10 protein-coding genes, 2 tRNA genes and 5 pseudogenes are annotated in these 18,063 nt (G+C 70.3%); 3 read left to right on the top strand and 14 right to left on the bottom strand.

Going from position 1 to position 18,063, the window contains the following annotated elements:
* The first annotated feature begins 58 nt into the window (after positions 1-58).
* Positions 59-2,740, top strand: a complete 2,682-nt coding sequence (locus tag FRZ33_RS12005; protein WP_158637216.1) for a serine/threonine-protein kinase — start codon at positions 59-61, stop codon at positions 2,738-2,740.
* Between the two features lie 62 nt (positions 2,741-2,802).
* On the opposite strand, the gene FRZ33_RS12000 is transcribed toward FRZ33_RS12005, so the two are convergent.
* The 10 genes and pseudogenes from FRZ33_RS12000 to FRZ33_RS11950 all read right to left on the bottom strand — a co-directional run bounded on the left by FRZ33_RS12000 (position 2,803) and on the right by FRZ33_RS11950 (position 13,001).
* The gene (locus FRZ33_RS12000; RefSeq protein ID WP_146910643.1) at positions 2,803-3,675 is read right to left on the bottom strand and encodes a DMT family transporter; all 873 of its coding nucleotides are present in this window, start codon (positions 3,673-3,675) and stop codon (positions 2,803-2,805) included.
* Between the two features lie 58 nt (positions 3,676-3,733).
* Positions 3,734-4,777 carry a UDP-N-acetylmuramate dehydrogenase gene (gene murB / locus FRZ33_RS11995; RefSeq protein WP_146909902.1) on the bottom strand — a complete coding sequence of 348 codons (1,044 nt, stop codon included), beginning with the start codon at positions 4,775-4,777 and terminating at the stop codon, positions 3,734-3,736.
* Positions 4,774-5,808: a quinone-dependent dihydroorotate dehydrogenase gene (locus tag FRZ33_RS11990; protein ID WP_146909900.1), complete on the bottom strand. Its 1,035-nt coding sequence runs from the start codon at positions 5,806-5,808 to the stop codon at positions 4,774-4,776. The genes murB and FRZ33_RS11990 overlap by 4 nt, the downstream gene beginning before the upstream one ends.
* Positions 5,809-5,819: 11 nt before the next feature.
* Complete coding sequence (locus FRZ33_RS11985) at positions 5,820-6,164, bottom strand: DUF4190 domain-containing protein (RefSeq protein ID WP_146909898.1); 345 nt, start codon at positions 6,162-6,164, stop codon at positions 5,820-5,822.
* Positions 6,165-6,173: 9 nt separating this feature from the next.
* Positions 6,174-7,675: pseudogene (amaB, locus tag FRZ33_RS11980) on the bottom strand (L-piperidine-6-carboxylate dehydrogenase).
* 71 nt (positions 7,676-7,746) lie between these two features.
* Positions 7,747-7,823: transfer RNA gene (locus FRZ33_RS11975), tRNA-Arg, on the bottom strand.
* A 37-nt stretch (positions 7,824-7,860) separates the two neighbouring features.
* Positions 7,861-9,152, bottom strand: a pseudogene (gene thrC / locus FRZ33_RS11970) (threonine synthase).
* Complete coding sequence (locus tag FRZ33_RS11960) at positions 9,149-10,075, bottom strand: homoserine kinase (protein ID WP_174754965.1); 927 nt, start codon at positions 10,073-10,075, stop codon at positions 9,149-9,151. Before FRZ33_RS11960 ends, thrC begins: the two are co-directional and overlap by 4 nt.
* Positions 10,072-12,566: pseudogene (thrA, locus tag FRZ33_RS11955) on the bottom strand (bifunctional aspartate kinase/homoserine dehydrogenase I). The gene FRZ33_RS11960 and the pseudogene thrA overlap by 4 nt, the downstream one beginning before the upstream one ends.
* A 219-nt stretch (positions 12,567-12,785) precedes the next feature.
* Positions 12,786-13,001 carry a DUF6522 family protein gene (locus tag FRZ33_RS11950; RefSeq protein ID WP_146909892.1) on the bottom strand — a complete coding sequence of 72 codons (216 nt, stop codon included), beginning with the start codon at positions 12,999-13,001 and terminating at the stop codon, positions 12,786-12,788.
* Between the two features lie 134 nt (positions 13,002-13,135).
* Here FRZ33_RS11950 and FRZ33_RS11945 point away from each other — a divergent pair, with 134 nt between their 5' ends.
* A complete protein-coding gene (locus tag FRZ33_RS11945) occupies positions 13,136-13,513 on the top strand; it encodes a group III truncated hemoglobin (RefSeq protein ID WP_227977841.1) in 378 nt (125 codons plus the stop codon).
* Positions 13,514-13,567: 54 nt separating this feature from the next.
* On the opposite strand, the gene FRZ33_RS11940 is transcribed toward FRZ33_RS11945, so the two are convergent.
* Together FRZ33_RS11940 and rnd are read right to left on the bottom strand one after the other, a co-directional pair.
* Positions 13,568-13,643: transfer RNA gene (locus tag FRZ33_RS11940), tRNA-Ala, on the bottom strand.
* Between the two features lie 52 nt (positions 13,644-13,695).
* Positions 13,696-14,784, bottom strand: a pseudogene (gene rnd / locus FRZ33_RS11935) (ribonuclease D).
* A 221-nt stretch (positions 14,785-15,005) separates the two neighbouring features.
* Here rnd and FRZ33_RS11930 point away from each other — a divergent pair.
* Positions 15,006-16,790, top strand: a complete 1,785-nt coding sequence (locus FRZ33_RS11930) for a formylglycine-generating enzyme family protein (protein ID WP_146909888.1) — start codon at positions 15,006-15,008, stop codon at positions 16,788-16,790.
* 6 nt (positions 16,791-16,796) lie between these two features.
* Here FRZ33_RS11930 and phbB read toward each other — a convergent pair whose 3' ends face one another.
* Both phbB and phaR read right to left on the bottom strand, forming a co-directional pair.
* Positions 16,797-17,537: an acetoacetyl-CoA reductase gene (gene phbB, locus FRZ33_RS11925; protein ID WP_146909886.1), complete on the bottom strand. Its 741-nt coding sequence runs from the start codon at positions 17,535-17,537 to the stop codon at positions 16,797-16,799.
* Positions 17,538-17,547: 10 nt separating this feature from the next.
* Positions 17,548-18,050 (bottom strand): annotated as a pseudogene (gene phaR / locus FRZ33_RS11920) (polyhydroxyalkanoate synthesis repressor PhaR).
* Positions 18,051-18,063: the final 13 nt, after the last annotated feature.

The following is an 18,063-nucleotide window of genomic DNA, read 5'->3' as shown; positions in this document are numbered from 1 at the left end:
GCGGGTGCCCGCCACGGAGCATCGGGTAACATCGCCACGTCCCCAAGGAAAGCCCACGATGACGACGCAAGGCCAGGACGACCTGTCGCCCACCGAAGCCCTGCCGACCCGTTCCGGCGGTCCAGGGCCAGCGCCCGAAGGCGCGTTGCCCGCCGGCACGCGCCTGGGCCGCTACCGCATCGAGGCCCTGCTCGGACGCGGCGGCATGGGCGAGGTCTATCGCGCCGAACAGTTGGAGCCGGTGCACCGCACCGTCGCCCTGAAGCTGCTCAACGCGCGCCGGCTGGACGCCCGTCACCTGGCCTATTTCGAGGTCGAGCGCCAGCTGCTGGCGCAGATGAAACACCCGGCCATCGCCCAGGTATTCGATGCCGGCGCCACGCCCGAGGGCCATCCCTTCTTCGCGATGGAATTCATCGAGGGCAGCGCGCTCACCGGTTTCTGCGAACAGCGCAGGCTGCCCCTGCGCGAACGCCTGGAGCTGTTCATCCGGGTCTGCGAGGGCGTGCAGCACGCGCACCAGAAGGGCGTGATCCACCGCGACCTCAAGCCCGGCAACCTCCTGGTGGCGGAGGTGGACGGCCGGCCGTTGCCCAAGATCATCGACTTCGGCATCGCCACCGCCGCCAGCCGTTCACTGGCCGTGGGCGAACGCGTGGGCGAGCTCGAGCGCGCAGGAACTCCCGACTACATGAGCCCGGAACAGGCGGGCCTGGAACCCGGCGCCGAGGTGGATACGCGCAGCGACGTCTATTCGCTGGGCGTGATCCTGTGGGAGCTGCTGGCGGGCCACCGGCCGGGCGCGGGCACGGAAACCGGCGCCGCGCCGCATACCGCCAGCACCACGGTGCCGCCGCCTTCGGAACAGATCGCCACGCTGGCCCCGGGCCTGGCCGCCGCACGCGCCACACAGTTGGGCATCAGCCCGACCCAGCTGCGGCGCCTGCTCAGGACGGAGTTGGACTGGGTGGTGCTAAAGGCCATGCGCCGCGACCGCGCCCAGCGTTATTCGTCGGCGGCCGAACTGGCGGACGAGCTGCGGCGTTTCCTCGAGGGGCGGCCGCTGGTGGCGGTGCCGCACAGCCGGCGTTACGTGCTGGGCAAGTACATCGCCCGCAACCGACTGGCCGTCGCCGCTTCCGCCGCGGTCGCTGCCGCGCTGATCGCCGGGCTTGGCCTGTCGCTCTACGGGCTGCAGCAGGCGCGTGAACAGCGCGCCATCGCCGAACAGCGCAGCGCCGAACTCGAGCGGGTGGTGGCCTTCCAGCAGTCCATGCTCGAAGGCGTGGACATCGAGGCCATGGGCGTCGGCCTGGCCAGTGGCCTGCGCGAACAGCTCGGCAAGGTGGACCCGGAACGCGTGCCGGCGCTCGAAGCGCTGCTGGCCCGCACCAGCCCGGCCGACCTGGCGCGCAGCCTGGTCGACCGCAACATCCTCGCCAGCGCGGAAACGGCGATCGAACGCGATTTCGCCGACCAGCCGGCACTGGCCGCGGACCTGCGCGAATCGGTCGCCGAAGTGCACGAGGCCCTGGGCCTGGCCGCCGCCGCCGAGGCCGGCTACACCCGCGTCGGCGACTACCGCGAACAGGCGCTCGGCCCCGGACATCCCGATACCTTGCGGGTGCGCACCCAGCAGGCCGGCGTGATGCTGTCCAGCGCCAAGGCCAAGGAAGCGAACGCGCTGATGGAGCAGGTGATGTCGCAGTCGGTCGCGCTGCCGCCGGACGGCGACCAGCGCCTGGCAATCGAACTGCGGATGAGCGAAACCATCGCGGCCCTGGGCGATCGTGTCGCCGCGCGCGAGCTGCAGCAGGCGCTGTACACGCGCGCCGCGACTGCGCGTGGCGGATCCGATCCGAAGGTTCTGGTCATCCTCAACAACCTGGCCATCACCCAGGCCCGCACCGGCGAACTGCCGACGGCGCGTGCGGCGATGGAGCGGCTCTATCCGCTGCGCCGCGAAGTGATCGGCCCCGAACACGAGGACACGCTGGCCTCGATGAGCAACCTGGCGGTGATGCGGGCGATGATGGGCGACCTGGAACAGGCGCTCGAACTGCAGCAGCAACTGGTCGAGATCCAGTCGCGCCGCCTCGGCGCCGAACACCCGATCACGCTCAACCAGCGCAACAACCTCGGCAACATGCTGCTCGACCTGGGCCGCCTGGACGAGGCCGAGGCGACCATGCGCGAGGTGCTCGAGGCGCGCGAACGCGTACTCGGCCCCGATTCGACCGACAGCCTGCGTTCGCGCCTGAACCTGTCCTCGCTGCTGGTGCGCCGCGAGCGCATCGACGAAGGCCTGGCCATGGAGGCGCAGGTCATCGCGGCCCGCACCCGGATCCTGGGTCCGGACCATCCCGACACGCTGTTCGTGCGCATCAACCACGCCGGCACCCTGCGCCGGGCCGGCCAACCGGAACAGGCCCTGGCCGAAGTGCGCGCCGTGCTGCCGGCCGCGCGCGAGGTGCTGGGCCCGAAGAACCCGCAGCTGCATGCGGCGCTGGCAGTGCAGGGCGACGCCCTGGCGAGACCGGCGACTGGCCGGGTGCCGTGGCCTCTTTCCGCGAGCAGCTCGAGCTGCGCCGGGAAGCGCTGGGCGAGGAACATCCGGACACCGTGCTCTCGGCCTGGTCGCTGTCGCATGCCCTGGCCGAAGCGGGCGAGCCGGCCGAGGCCGCGCAGCTGCGTGCGCGTTATGTGCAGCCGCTGCTGGAGGCGCCGGAGGAATCGTTGAGCCCGCCGCAGAAACGTGCGGCCGAGCGCATCCGCGAGGAAGCCGCGGAAGGCTGACGCCGGTCAACGCGGCGCCGGTGTTTCCTGGTTGATCTCGGGGTCGGTGACGGCTTGGCGCGCCAGCCGCGCCTCGCGCCGGGCGATGTAGACGTTGGAGCCGAACACGATCGCCGCGCCCAGCACCGTCCAGCGGTCCAGGGCCTCGCCGAACAGCACGTAGCCGAACACGGCGACGACGATGATCTGCAGGAAGCTGATCGGCGTCAGCATGGACGCATCGCCCAGCTTCAGCGCGCGGGTCCAGCACATGTGCGCGGTGGTTCCCAGGAATCCCGCCAGCACGATCCACAGCCAGGTGATGCCGACCGGCGTTTCCCAGTAGAACAGCGCCGGCACCAGCGACATCGGCACCCACAGCATGGTCGTGTAGAGCACGATCGCGTCGGGGTGTTCGGTGCGCGACAGGAACTTGATGCTGATCGCCACGCTGGCGCTGGCCACGGCCGCCAGCAGCGCCACCAGGCTGCCGGCGGTGAAGGCGTCGCTGCCGGGGCGCACGATCACCAGCACGCCCATAAAGCCGACCAGCACCGCGGTCCAGCGCCGCGCACGCACGATCTCGCCCAGCACCAGCACCGCGCCGATGGTGACGAACAGCGGCGTCGAGTACGACAGTGCGATCGCCTGCGCCAGCGGCAGGTTCACGATCGCCCAGAAGCCGGCCAGCATCGACACGATGCCTATCAGGCAGCGCAGCAGGTAGAAGGGCAGCTTGGTCGTGCGCAGGATCTTCGGGCCGTGCCGGAACAGCATCGGCAGGATGAACACGAAGCCGAAGAAGTTGCGGAAGAAGGCGATCTCGAACGGATGCAGCTGCTCGGAGGCCAGGCGGATGCAGACGGCCATGCAGCCGAACAGCACGGTGCTGGCGGTCATCAGCGCCACCGCGCGGCGCACGTCGCCGGCGCGCGATTCGGGGTGTCGGCGGTGGTGCTCAAGGGGTGTCGAAGCGGGCGCCGATGATGCGCGGCTCCGGTTCCAGCGCCACGCCGAAGCGCTCCCGCACGGAGGCGGCGATGCGCCGGGCCAGGTCGAGCAGTTGTGCGCCGCTGGCCTGCCCGTGGTTGACCAGCACCAGGGCGTGCTGCGCGGCGACGCCGGCATCACCTTCGCGGAAACCCTTCCAGCCGCAGGCCTCGATCAGCCAGGCGGCGGAGAGCTTGCGCTGGCCGTCGCTGCCCGGGAACACGGGCAGCAGCGGATGTTCCGCCTTCATCGTCTCGGCGGTGGCGGCATCCACCACCGGGTTCTTGAAGAAGCTGCCGGCGTTGCCCAGCACGGCCGGGTTGGGCAGCTTGCGGGTGCGGATGCGGCTGATGGCCTCGGCCACGTGCACCGCACGCGGCGTCGCGATGCCCATTGCCGCCAGCTCTTCCTTCACGCCGGCGTAGTCGAGCCGCAGATCGCGTTCACGCGGCAGGCGCAGCTCCAGTGCGGTCACCACCCAGCGTTCGCTCTCGCGCTTGAACAGGCTGTCGCGGTAACCGAAGCCGCAGTCGGTGGCGGCGATGCGCTTGACCTGGCCGGTGTCGCGCTGGAAGGCCTCGACCGTCTCGACGAATTCGCCGACCTCGACGCCATAGGCGCCGATGTTCTGGATCGGCGCGGCGCCGACCGTGCCCGGGATCAGGGCCATGTTCTCCAGCCCGCACAGGCCGCGCGCCAGGGTCCAGCCGACCAGGTCGTTCCAGTTCATGCCGGCTTCGGCACGCACCAGGGCGCTGCCGCCGTCTTCCTGCACGATGCCCACGCCGGCCATCGTCAGGCAGACCGCCACGCCGGGGAAATCACCGGCGAACAGCAGGTTGCTGCCTTCGCCCAGCACCAGCACCGGGCCCTCGCGCAGCATCGCGAATTCGAACAGCCCGGCCAGCGCGTCGGCGCGCGACACGTCGGCCATCATCGCGGCCCGGGCCGCGACCCGGAAGGTGTTGCGGCCGGCCAGCGAAACGTTCTCCGCCAGTTGGTAGCCGCTCATGGGTGGCCCTCGCGCAGGCGCCGGATGGCACCGACGCATTCGCCGATCAGTTCCGGCCCGCGATAGACCATGCCGGTGTAGAACTGCACCAGCCGGGCGCCGGCGGTGATCTTGCCGGCCGCATCGGCGCCGCTCAGGATGCCGCCCACGCCGATCATCGGGATGGCCGGGTCCAGGCGCGCGCGCATGCGCCGCAGCACCGCGGTGGACTTGCCGTACAGCGGCGCGCCCGACAGTCCGCCCGCTTCGCCCGCCAGGCGGTGGCGTTCCACCGGCAGCCGGTCCACGGTGGTGTTGGTGGCGATCACGCCGTCCACCTGCAGGTCGCCCAGCACGCGCCCGCAGGCGTCGATGTCTTCGTCGGACAGGTCGGGTGCGACCTTCACCAGCATGGGCACCCGCTTGCCGTGCTGTGCACCGAGTTTTTCCTGCGCCTCGCGCAGCGTGCCGACCAGCTGGCGCAGCGCCTGTTCTTCCTGCAGCTCGCGCAGGCCGGCGGTGTTGGGCGAGGAGATGTTGACCGTGATGTAGTCGGCCAGCGGATAGACCCGCTCGAGGCAATACAGGTAGTCGTCGGCCGCATCCTCGTTCGGCGTGTCCTTGTTCTTGCCGATGTTGATGCCCAGCAGACCGTGTTTGCGGCGCGCCTTCGAGACATTTCGCACCAGCGCGTCCACGCCTTCGTTGTTGAAGCCCAGCCGGTTGATGACGGCGCTGTGCTCGGGCAGCCGGAACATGCGCGGCTTCGGGTTGCCCTCCTGCGGGCGCGGCGTGGTGGTGCCGACCTCGACGAATCCGAAGCCCAGTGCCAGCAGGGCGTCCACGTGGGCGCCGTTCTTGTCCAGGCCGGCGGCGCAGCCGACCGGGTTCGGGAAGTCCAGGCCCATCACTTTTGTCGGCAGCGGTTTCGGCCGGCCGGCCAGCAGCGGGTTCAGGCCGCTGCGATAGGCGGCTTCCAGCGCCTTGAGTCCCAGGCCGTGGGCCCGTTCGGCGTCGAGGTGGAAGAGGAAGGGTCGCGCGAGTGAATACATGCGTCAGCGGCTCAGAGCTGGCCGCTGATGCCGAGGAAGCCGAGCAGCACGGCCAGTCCCCCGAAGAACAGGATCACCGCCAGGATGGTCAGCACGCTCAGCGCGATCATCACCCAGCCCAGCACCAGGCCGGCGATGGCCAGGCCATCGCCCTCCAGGGTGTCCGGGCTGCGGCGGATCTCGGCGCGGGCCAGGTGGCCGGTGATCACCGCCACCAGGCTGCCCAGCCAGGGCAGCAGGGTCCAGCCGAGGACGCCGGCGATCAGGCTGGTGATGGCCAGTGCGCTGGTCTGCCGGAAGGGAGCGGCCGGCGCCGGGGTGGCGGGGGCGGGCGGCGGCAGGTTCTGCGGGTCCATGCTCAGTCCTCAGAGGTCGAACTTGATGCCCCGGGCCAGCGGCAGCGCGTCCGAATAGTTGATGGTGTTGGTCTGGCGACGCATGTAGACCTTCCACGCGTCGGAGCCGGATTCGCGGCCACCGCCGGTCTCCTTCTCGCCGCCGAAGGCGCCGCCGATCTCGGCGCCCGAGGTGCCGATGTTGACGTTGGCGATGCCGCAGTCGGAGCCCGACGCCGCCAGGAAGGCCTCGGCCGCCTTGAGGTTGGTGGTGAAGATCGCCGACGACAGGCCCTGCGGCACGTCGTTCTGCATGTCGATGGCCTCGTCCAGCGTCTTGTACTTCATCACGTACAGGATCGGCGCGAAGGTCTCGTGCTGGACGATTTCATCGCTGTTCTTCAGGCCGGTGACGATGGTGGGCAGCACGAAGTTGCCCGGGCGCTCGATCTTGCCGCCGCCGGTCTCGACCTTGCCGCCGCTGGCCTTCGCCTTGGCCACGGCGTCGAGGTAGGCATCCACCGCGTCGGAGCTGTTGAGCGGGCCCATCAGGTTGGCCGGGTCGGTCGGGTCGCCGATCTTCTTCTCGACCTGCTTGTAGGCCGCGATGAGCTTGGCCAGCACGTCGTCGTAGATCGACTCGTGGATGAAGCAGCGGCGGGTGGTGGTGCAGCGCTGGCCGGCGGTGCCGACGGCGCCGAAGGCGATGGCCGGGATGGCCAGCTTCAGGTCGGCCGACGGGTCGACGATGATGGCGTTGTTGCCGCCCAGCTCGAGCAGCGAGCGGCCCATGCGGCGTGCGACGCGCTCGCCGACCATGCGGCCGACCTTGGTCGAACCGGTGAAGCTGATCAGCGGGATGCGCTTGTCGTCCACGAAGGTCTGCGCCAGCTCGGTGCCGCCGTCGTTGAACAGGAAGAAGATGTCCGGGAAGCCGCCGGCCTGCAGGGCTTCGTTGCAGATCTTCATCGAGGCGATCGCCGACAGCGGGGTCTTGGGCGAGGGCTTCCAGATGCAGATGTCGCCGCAGACGCCGGCCAGGAACGAATTCCAGGCCCACACGGCGACCGGGAAGTTGAACGCCGAGATGATGCCGACGATGCCGAGCGGCTGGTACTGCTCGTACATGCGGTGGCCCGGGCGCTCGGAGTGCATGGTCAGGCCGTAGAGCTGGCGCGACAGGCCGACGGCGAACTCGCCGATGTCGATCATCTCCTGCACTTCGCCGTCGCCTTCCGGCTTGACTTGCCCATCTCCAGCGCCACCAGCGAACCCAGCGCGTCCTTGTGCTTGCGCAGCGCATCCGCGCACAGGCGGATGGCTTCGCCGCGCTTGGGCGCCGGCGTGGTGCGCCAGACCTTGAAGGCGGCCTGGGCGCGCTCGAGGATCAGGTCGTAGTCGGCCTGGGACGAGGCGTAGACCTTGCCCAGCACCTCGCCATTGCTCGGGTTGACCGGTTCGATGACGCCGGCGTCGCGGGTCTTGGACCACTCGCCGTGGCCGAGATAGGTGCCGGATTCCTGGCCGGTCAGGCCAAGCGCGGAAGGACGGGATGGGACATGGAAGGCTCCGAACGGGTGGCCGCAAGCGGCCGAAATAAGAATGGCGGCCCCGATACGATTCGAACGTACGACCTTCCCCTTAGGAGGGGGACGCTCTATCCAGCTGAGCTACGGGGCCAGGCCCGCGGATTATCGCAGAAACCCCCGCCCGCTCCCTACCAGGCCCGCAGCAGGGCCTTCAGGGCCGGTTCGTCGGCGGCCAGCGGTTCGGCCTGGCTGGGTCGCTCGAGCATGGCCGCGAGGGCCGGGGGCAGGGGCACCGGGGCGCCGACCAGGGGCTCGACCACTTCCGGGAACTTGGCCGGGTGGGCGGTGGCCACCACGCACCAGTCGCCGGTTTCGCCGCGTGCGCGCAGACGCTGCAGCACCTGCACGGCGGTCGCCGTGTGCGGGCAGATCGTCTCGCCGATGCGCGTGTGGCTGGCGCGGATGGTGGCCTCGATCGCCCGGTCGTCCACCGATTCGGCCCGCAGGGCATGACGCAGCTCCGGCTCGTCCGGGAACAGCCAGTCCAGGCGCTCGAAATTGTTCGGCGATCCCACGTCCATGGCATTGGCAAGGGTCGGGATGCCGGGGCGCGGGCGGTATTCACCACCTGCGAAAAATTCCGCCAGCACCTGGTTGGCATTGCCCGCCAGCACGATGCCGCCGACCGGCAGGCCCATGTGGCGCACCAGCAGGCAGGCGAGGGCATTGCCCAGATTGCCGGTGGGCACCACGAAGCCCAGCGGACGCCGGTGCGCACGCCAGTGCGACAGGCTGGCCTGGGCGTAATAGGCCATCTGCGGCAGCAGGCGGCCCAGGCTGATGCTGTTGGCCGAACTCAGCGGCACGTCCTGCTTGAGCTCGTTGTCGGCCAGCACCGCCTTGGCCAGGCGCTGGCAGTCGTCGAAGCTGCCGGCCACGCGGAAGGCACGCACATTGCCGTCGAAACATCCGAGCTGATGCGCCTGGCGCGGCGACACCCGGCCCTGCGGATACAGGATCAGCACGCGGAAACCGGGCCGGCCGTGGAAGGCCGCCGCCACCGCCGCGCCGGTGTCGCCCGAAGTCGCGACCACGATGGTCAGTTCCTGCTCGCGCGGCGCCAGCGCGGCAAGGCCCGCGGCGAGGAACCCGGCGCCGTAGTCCTTGAAGGCCGCGGTCGGGCCATGGAACAGCTCGAGCAGGTAATCCCCCTCGTTGCCGAACGGCCGCAGCGGTGGCTCGACGGTGAAGGCGGCGCGACAGATCGCCGCCAGTTCCGGCGCCAGCACGTCGTCGGCGAAAAATCCCGCAGCAGTCGTTCGGCGATCATCGGCAGGTGCGTCAAACCGGCGAAATCCTCGGGCGCCAGGCGCGGCAGCGACGAGGGCATGTACAGCCCGCCGTCGGGCGCCAGGCCGGCGGTCATCGCTTCGCTGGCGGTCACCGGCGGCGACAGGCCGCGCGTGCTGATCATCTTCATGCCATCACCTGTGCGGCCGGGCCGGCCACGGGGGAAACGTGGAGGTCGCTGGAAAGGCCAGCGGAGGAGAAGGCGGCCGCCATGGCGATGCCGGCCATCCGCGCCTGCGTTTGATGTTCGAACCAGGCGAACACGCTGGGGCCGGCGCCGGAAATACTGGCGCCCAGTGCGCCGGCGTCCAGCGCTGCCTGTTTGACCGCCGCGAAACCGGGGATCAGGCGCGCACGCCGCGGTTCGACCAGGGTGTCGTGCAGGCCGGCGCGCACCAGCGCCGCATCGCCGCGCTCGCAGCCCAGCAGCACTTGTGCGAGTGAAGCACTTTGCGCGACGAACTCGCCCAGCGCATAGGCACCGGCCAGCGCCGCGCGCGCCTCGCGGGTTTCCAGCACGAAATGCGGATGCACCACGACGCAGGTCCAGGACGCCGGTACCGGCACCTGCATCAGGCGGTCGGCGGTGGCCAGCACCAGTCCGCCCAACAGCATCGGCCCGACGTTGTCGCCGTGGCGGCCGCCGCTGGCCACGGCTTCGCCGGCCAACGCATGCGGGTACAGCGCCTCGCGCGACAGCGGCGTGTCGAGCAGTGCGTTCGCCGCCACCAATGCCGCCACGCAGGACGCGGCCGAACCACCCAGGCCCGAACCCAGCGGGATGCCCTTGTCGAGTTCGAGTTCGAAACCCCCGTCCAGGCCCAGTCCCTCGCGCAATGACAGCAACGCGGCACCGGCGGTATTGCGCGCGGCTTCGAGCGGCAGCGTGGTGACGGTGCCGCGGATCGCCGCGATGCGCACCACCGGTTCGGCGATGCGGCGCACGGTGGCGCGGTCGCCGGGTCCGGCCAGGCTGTGCCCTGGGATGTCGAAACCGACCCCGACATTGCCGACCGAAGCCGGCGCGAACGCGCACGCGATGTCGCTGCTCACAGTCGCGCCCCCAGTGCGGCCGCCAGCCGCAGCAGGTCGGAGAACACGCCGGCGGCCGTGACTTCGGGCCCCGCGCCCGGGCCCTGCACGATCAGCGGATTGTCGCGGTAACGCCGGGTGGTGAACTGCACGATGTTGTCCGTCAGTCGCAGGTGGGCGAAGGCGTGGTCGGCCGGCAGTTCGGCCAGGGCCACGCGGGCCTGGCCATCCTGCCCGAGTCGGGCGACATAACGAAGCACGGCGCCGCGGTCGCGGGCTGACTTCAGGCGTTCGTGCAGTGGCGCGTCCAGTTGTTCCAGGTCGCCATGAACTGTTCGCGTGGTCCGCCGCGCATCGCTTCGGGCACCAGGCTCTCGACCTGCACCTGGTCCAGCGACAACGCCAGCCCGGCCTCGCGCGCCAGGATCACCAGCTTGCGCGCCACGTCCATGCCCGACAGGTCCTCGCGCGGATCGGGTTCGGTGTAACCCAGTGCATGCGCCTCGCGCACCAAGGCCGAAAACGGCAAGGCACCGTCGTAGCGGTTGAACAGCCAGGCCAGCGTACCCGACAGGATGCCTTCGACCGCCACCAGCTGGTCGCCGGTGTCGAGCAGGTCGCGCAGGGTCTGGATCACCGGCAGGCCGGCGCCGACCGTGGCTTCGTAGCGCAGGCGTGCGCCACCGGCCAGGCAGGCCGCCTCGATCGCCTGGCGCCGTGGCCATGGACCCGCCACCGCGTGTTTGTTCGGAGTGATCACGTGGATGCCGGCGGCCAGCCAGCCGGCATAACGTTCGGCGACGGTGTCGCTGGCGCTGCAGTCCACGATCACCGCATGTGGCAGGTGCGCGCCGAGCAGGTGCGGTGCGAGGGCGTCCAGGTCGCCCGCAGGCGCGGCGGCGAGATGCATGCGCCAGTCGCCGGCGGCACCGTGCTCGCCGAGCCAGGCGCGGCGGCTGTCGGCCAGCACGCGCAACCTCAGGTCGAGGCCGGCGTCACGGCGCAGGCGCGGCATCGCGGCATCCAGTTGGTCCAGCAGGGCGCCGCCGACCTTGCCCGGGCCGATGACCGCCAGTGCCACCGTCTGCGCCGACAGCCAGAAGGCGGCATGCGCGGCGCGCAGCGCGCGGGTGGCGTCTTCGGCCGCGACCGCGACCGAGATGTTGCGTTCCGATGCCCCCTGGGCGATCGCGCGCACGTTCACCCGCGCCCGCGCCAGGGCGCCGAACAGCCGTGCGGCGACGCCGGGCGTACCGGCCATGCCGTCGCCCACCACCGCCAGCACGCTGATGCCGCCGATGCGCTGCACGCCCTGCACCTGGCCCGCGGCCTGCTCGCGTTCGAAGGCGCGCGACAGCGCCGCGGCCGCCGCCGCGGCTTCGCCCTCGCGCACCACGCAGCAGATCGAATGTTCGGACGACCCCTGCGAGATCATCACCACCGAGATGCGCGCGGCGTGCAACGCGGCGAACACACGTTCGGCCGTGCCCGGCACGCCGATCAGGCCGGCGCCTTCCAGGCTGACCAGGGCCAGGCCGGGGCTCAGCGTCAGGCCTTTCACCGGACCGCCAGGTCCGCCGTCGGCCGTGATGCGTGTGCCGGGATGTTCCGGACGGAAGGTGTTGCGGATCAGCACCGGCAGGTTGCGTGCGATCGCCGGCGTCAGCGTCTGCGGGTGGATCACTTTGGCGCCGAAATAGGCGAGTTCGCAGGCTTCGCGGTAACTCAGCGCCGGCAGCGCGACCGCTTCCGGCACCAGGCGCGGGTCGGCCGACAGCACGCCGTCCACATCGGTCCAGATGTGCAGTTCCTCGGCCTCGAACAGCGCCGCGAAGATGGCGCCGGAATAGTCGCTGCCGTTGCGGCCCAGCACGGTGGATAGGCCGTCCTCGCTGCTGGCGATGAAGCCGGTGGCCACCACGCGCGCCTGCGGGTGGGCGTCGCGCCAGCGCGCGAGGTTGGCGCGCGAACGCGGCCAGTCCACCGCGACGCCGAGTTCTTCGTGCCGCACCACCAGCACCTCGCGTGCATCGAGCAATGCATGCGTGGCGCCACGGGCCGCCAGGTGCGCCCACAGCAGGCGCGATGAAAACACCTCCCCCAGGCCCTGGATGCGCTCAAAGGCAGGTCGTCCGGGCGACCCGAGCACGGACACGGCCTGCAACAGGCCGGCCAATCCCTCGAACTGTCCGCGCAGCCAGGCCAGCGTGTCGGCCGCCTGTTCGCCCAGCAGCGCGCGGGCAGTGTCTTCGTGGCGTTGCTGCAGCACCTGCCAGTCGGGGCGCCAGTCGCGGCCGCCGGCGGCGGCTTCGGACAGGGCGATCAGGGCATCGGTCACGCCCTGCATGGCCGAGACCACGGCCACCTGGCCGGGTTCGTCGGCGGCCATCAGCAGTCCGGCGACGTGGCGGATGCGCGTGGCATCGGCCAGCGAACTGCCGCCGAACTTGTGCGCGCGGGTGCGCAGGCCGACGGCAGGCGAGGGTTTGGCTTCGAGCAGCGACGCGTTCATGCAACCTCCGGAGGAGGCCGCGCGTGTCGTCAGGGGAGGGGTCGTGCAGTGGTCCCGCCCTCTGTCGAGGTGCGGGGCCGTGAGTGGAAAGACTTATCCAGGCATGACCGACCGCACCACCGCGAGGGTAGTGGAGGTGGTAATGATCGTGGTGGCCAAGTGCCGGGACATGGCCCGACTGTGCTGGCGTGGCGCCGTGGCTGTCAAGCGCGGGGGCGATCAGGCCAGTCGTTCGATCCGGTCCGCACCGTCGGTAAGGACCCGGAAGCGGTGCGGCCCGTAGTAGAAGGTGAGCCGGTAGAGGCCTTCGTCGGAACCGGTGCCGCGCTCGCACAGGCTGCGGATCCTGCCGGCGCGCATCAGTTCGCGGAACCGCTCCGGTTCCAGCGCCAGCCCGGCGGCCACAAGGGCGGCATCGATCTCGATTTCGGGCATGGCTGGCTCCGGTGGGGATCCCATGTTCGGTCCGGCGCAGTGGTGTCCGCCTTGACCCCGGTCAGCCCAGGTCAGGGTAGTACCGGCTAGGGTGGCGGCATGGACACCCCCTTTCCCTCGACACGGCGGCGCTGGTGCGGCTGGTCGATCGTTTCTACGACAAGGTCCGCCGGGATCCGCAGCTCGGACCGGTGTTTGAAGCGGCGGTGCACGACTGGGACGAACACCTCCGGCGGCTGGTTTCATTCTGGGCCTCCGTGGCGCTACGCGCGGGCAGCTATCGTGGCAATCCGATGGCCGTGCATCGCGCCCTGGGCGGTATCGGCCCCGGACATTTTGAAACCTGGCTGCGCCTGTGGCGCGAAACGGCGCGTGAACTTCTAGAGCCCGCCGCCGCCGACCTGATGATCGGGCATGCCGAACGCATCGGCACCAGCCTGCGCCTGGGCATGGGTCTGACGGACGGCCGGGGCCGTCCGCTGGGGCTGTCTGTCCGTGGGCAGGCGGACTGACGCGTCCGCATCGGCAAAAAAAGGCCGGACACGAGGTCCGGCCTTTTCGATTCGTGGTGGAGAGGATGGGGATCGAACCCACGACCTCGTCATTGCGAACGACGCGCTCTCCCAGCTGAGCTACCCCCACGGAAGGTCCGCGAATTATACGGATGCCCCGCGGCTCTGGCTAGCCGTGGCGTTCAGGCTGCAGGGATCAGCGGCGCCAGGGCCGGCTCCAGCAGCTCGCGGCGCCAGCCGTTCAGCGCTTCCGGCCAGCCGCGACCTTCCAGCAGCGACTCCAGGTGCCGGCGGGCGCACAGCAGGCCCTCGGGCAGGCCATGGGCCTGGGCCACGGTGATCACGGCTTCCTGCATCGCCTTGAGCGTCTGCTTGTCGTAGGACTCGGGCTTGAGCAGGGGAATGGCGCGCTCTTCGGCTTCGATCGGTGCCGTCAGGCGTTCCACAGCTCGCCGCGCGAACGGCGCGGCGCCTTGGGATGGCGATCCAGCATGGCGTTGAATTCGTTGAAATCGCGCGGCGGACGACGCGCCAGCCCGACCGCCAGTTCGTTGTCGATGATCCAGCTCTTGGGCCGGTCGCTGCGGCGGGCCTCGATGTCGCGCCAGCGCAGCAGGCGGCACAGGCGGACCTGGCCCTCGGCGTCCAGCGACTGCGCGCTGCGCACGCCCATAGGTGCGGCCAGGGTCTTCGCCTTCCTGCACGGCGTTTCGCAGCGCACGATCCGCATCGGCCTGCAGCCAGGCGTGACGGTTGAGTTCGGTGAGCCGGTTATCGAGCAGTTCGTGAACGGCGTGCAGGTGGCGCACGTCGTCGGCGGCGTATTCGTGTTGCGACTCGCTGAGCGGACGGCGCAGCCAGTCCGACCGGGTCTCGCCCTTGGCCAGTTGGATGCCGGTGACCTGTTCCACCAGCTTCTGGTAGCCCAGGCCGGATCCGAGCCCGCACAGTGCGGCAGCCACCTGGGTGTCGAACAGTGGTGCCGGCAGCGCCGCGCAGCCGCGCTGCAGGGCCTGGAGGTCCTCGCTGGCGCTGTGCATCAGCTTGGTGACCGCCGGGTCGAGCAGCAGCGGACGCAGCGCGTCATCCATGCCGGGCACCAGCGGGTCCACCAGCAGGATCTCGCCGGGAATCGCCAGTTGCACCAGCGCCAGCTGCGGGTAATAGGTGCGTTCGCGGATGAATTCGGTGTCCAGGGCCACGGTGGGCTGGCCGGCCCAGCGGGCAAGGCGTTCGGAAAGGGTCTGCGGGTTGTCGATCCAGGTGCTCAAGAGAAGGGCGTACTCAACAGGGCGGGGCGGTTGCCAGAAGCCGGCACCTTAGCCTAAGTTCGGGGCGCCCAGGTCGATCCGACGCCACGGGCATGCGCCCACACGGTATGACCCCAGCCCTGCTCCATCGATTGCCAGCCTTGTTGCTGGCCGGCGCTCTTGTCTCGGCCTGCGGCGCACCCTCTGCGCCTGCACCCGAGGCCGCGCCGCAGACCGAAACCGTGGATCCGGCCGAGCTGGAGGCCGCGATGGCGGTCGAAGAAGCGCCCGCCGCCGAAGCGCCCGAGGTGCCGGACTGGCAACCCGTGATCGAGCCGGTGCCGGAATCCGGTCTGCGCGCGGCGCTCCGGGCCGCCACCGAGGCCCACGAGGCCGGCAAGCTGTTGCGTGCCGAACCTCCCGCAGCCACCGACCCCACCAGCACCGCCGAACCCGAACCCGAACCCGGCGCACTCGAGCGCTATCTCGCCATCCTGGCCACCGACCCGGAACACGCCGAAGCCGGCGCCGGCGTGGACGCCATCGCAAGCGAGCTCATGCTGCGCGGCCGCGCCGCCCTGGCCGAGGGCCGAGTCAGCGACGCCCAGCGCTTCGAGCGCGTGCTGGCGCGTGCGCGCCCGCAACATCCGGACCTGGCGTCGTATCGCGAAGCCATCGAGGCCGCATTGCGTGCGCAGGACATGGTGCGTCGTGGCGACATCCGTGCCCGCGGCGGACGCATCTTCAAGCCCGAGGGAAAGGGCGCGGTCGCGGCCTATCGCGAGGCGCTGCAGGCCTATCCCGAGTTCATGCCGGCACGCGACGGTCTGGTGCGGCTGCAGTCGGACCGTCTCAACCAGGCCCTGGCGGCGGCCCAAGCCGGCGACTATGCCGAGTCCGAGCGCCTGCAGGCGGAAGCCGCGCGCATCCTGCCTGACTCGCCCGCCGCGCAGGACATGGCCGCGCGCATCGTCGAACTGCGGCAGGCACGCACCGACCAGTTGCTGGCCCAGGGTGATGCCGCCGTGGACGCGCTCGACCTGGAACTGGCGGCGCGGCGCCTGGCCGAAGCCGAGCGGGTGTCGGTGCAGGCACGCGGCCTGGACGCGCTGAGCGAACGCATCGAACTGGCGCGCCATTACGGCCGGTTCCGTCCGGGCCAGATTTTCAGTGAGCCCCTGGCCGTCGGCGGCGAGGGGCCGGAGATGATCGTGCTGGCGCACGGTCGTTTCACCATGGGGTCACCGGAAGAGGAAGCCGGCCGCCAGGACAACGAAGGACCGCAGCATGCAATCGAGTTCAAGCGCGGTTTCGCCATCGCCCGCAACGAGACCACCGTCGCCGAGTTCGGCCGCTTCGTCGAAGCGACCCAGTACCGCAGCCTGGCCACCCGCCGCGGACGTTCGACCGTCTATGACGAGCGCGGCGGCGCGATGAGCGAGCACCGCGGCGTGGACTGGCGGCGCGACCACGCCGGCCGCCCGGCGGCGCCGGAACTGCCGGTGGTCCACGTCGCCTTCGAGGACGCCGAAGCCTACGTGGCATGGCTGTCGGCGCAGACCGGCCAGCGTTACCGCCTGCTCAGCGAAGCGGAGTTCGAATACGCGCTGCGCGGCGGCCGCAGCGAGGCCTTCCCCTGGGGCGACGGCCCACCCGGCCGTGTGGTCGGCAACCTCACGGGCGACGGCGACGTCTCGCGGCTCAAGCGCCGCTGGTCGAATGCGATCACGGGTTACAGCGACGGCCACTGGGGCCCGGCGCCGGTGCGCAGTTTCCCTGCCGAGGCGCTGGGTACCTTCGACCTGATCGGCAACGTTTCCGAATGGGTGCAGGACTGCTGGCACGACAGCTACCGGCGCGCGCCAGGCGATGGCACGGCCTGGGTCAATCCGGGCTGCGAAGAGCGGGTGATCCGCGGCGCGTCCTGGGCCAGCACGCTCGACCGTGCGCGTTCGGCCTATCGCCAGCCGACGCCGGCGGACACCACCCATGCCCGCCTGGGCTTCCGGGTCGCGCGAGAGCTCTGACCCGCGTCAGAAGCTGATGAACAGCCCGCCGTTCACCGGCAGGTTCACGCCCGTCAGGTAACCGGCCTGCCCGTCGCACAGGAACACCACCGCGCGGGCGATGTCGGCGGGTTCGCCGATGCGGCCGGCCGGCACCATCGCCAGCACCTGCTGTTTGACGTCTTCGGGCATGGCTTCGGTCATCGCCGTGCGGATGTAACCCGGGCTGACCGAATTCACGGTGACGCCCTTGCGCGCCACCTCGCGCGCCAGCGCCATGGTGAAACCGTGCATGCCGGCCTTGGCGGCGGCGTAGTTGGTCTGGCCGAACTGTCCGGTCTGGCCGTTGACCGAGCTGATGTTGACGATGCGGCCGAAGCCGCGCTCGCACATGCCGTCCACCACCAGTTTGCACAGGGTGAACACGCTGTCGAGGTTCACCGACAGCACGTCATCCCACTGCTCGCGGCTCATCTTGCGCAGCGTGGCGTCGCGGGTGATGCCGGCGGCATTCACCAGCACGTCCACCGGGCCGTGGCTGCGTTCGATCGCCGCCAGTGCGGCGGCGCAGGAGGTCGGGTCGGCGACGTCCAGCGGCTGGAAGATCACATCCAGGCCCACCATCGTTTCCTGGAAGTCGGCCAATCGCGCGGCGTCGGCGGGCAGGTCGCCGGCGACCACGCGCAGGCCGGCGCGGGCCAGTTGCCGGCAGGTTTCGCGGCCGATGCCGCCGGTGCCGCCGGTGACCAGGGCGATGCGCGGGCTCATGCCGGCCGCTTCAGCGGGAGCGGGCGCGCGGGGTGCCCGTGCCGGACTTGGGCTTGCCCTTGCTGGCCGGGGGCGCGATGCCGCCGCCCAGGCCCTGCTGGAAGGATTTCCACAGGTCCATGTTGCGTTCCGCCAGCTGGTTCAGCAGCGCCAGGGCGCCTGGCCGACCAGGCTGCCGATCTGGCCGCGGACCTGTTGCTGCTGGTCGAGGAAGAACTGCAGGCTGCGCTCGAGGAAGCTGCCCAGCATGCCCTGCAGCGAGTCGCCGCGGAAACGGATCACCTGGGTCAGCAGTTCGGTGGTGAAGATCGGCTGCCCGTGTTCCTCGTGCTCGGCGATGATCTGCATCAGCACGGTGCGGGTGAGATCGGCGCCGGAACGGGCATCGCGCACCGTGAATTCCTCGCGCTCGCAGATCAGCTGGCGCACGTCTTCCAGGGTGATGTAGCTGGAGATCTCGGTGTCGTAGAGCCGGCGGTTCGGATACTTCTTGATGATGCGGACTTGCGACATGAAGGGCACCGGG

The sequence above is a fragment of the Arenimonas daejeonensis genome (assembly GCF_007993735.1).
In the GTDB taxonomy this organism is placed as follows: domain Bacteria; phylum Pseudomonadota; class Gammaproteobacteria; order Xanthomonadales; family Xanthomonadaceae; genus Arenimonas; species Arenimonas daejeonensis.
The sequence above is the reverse complement of the archived record's forward strand: the minus strand, read 5'-3'. Positions and strand labels throughout refer to the sequence as shown.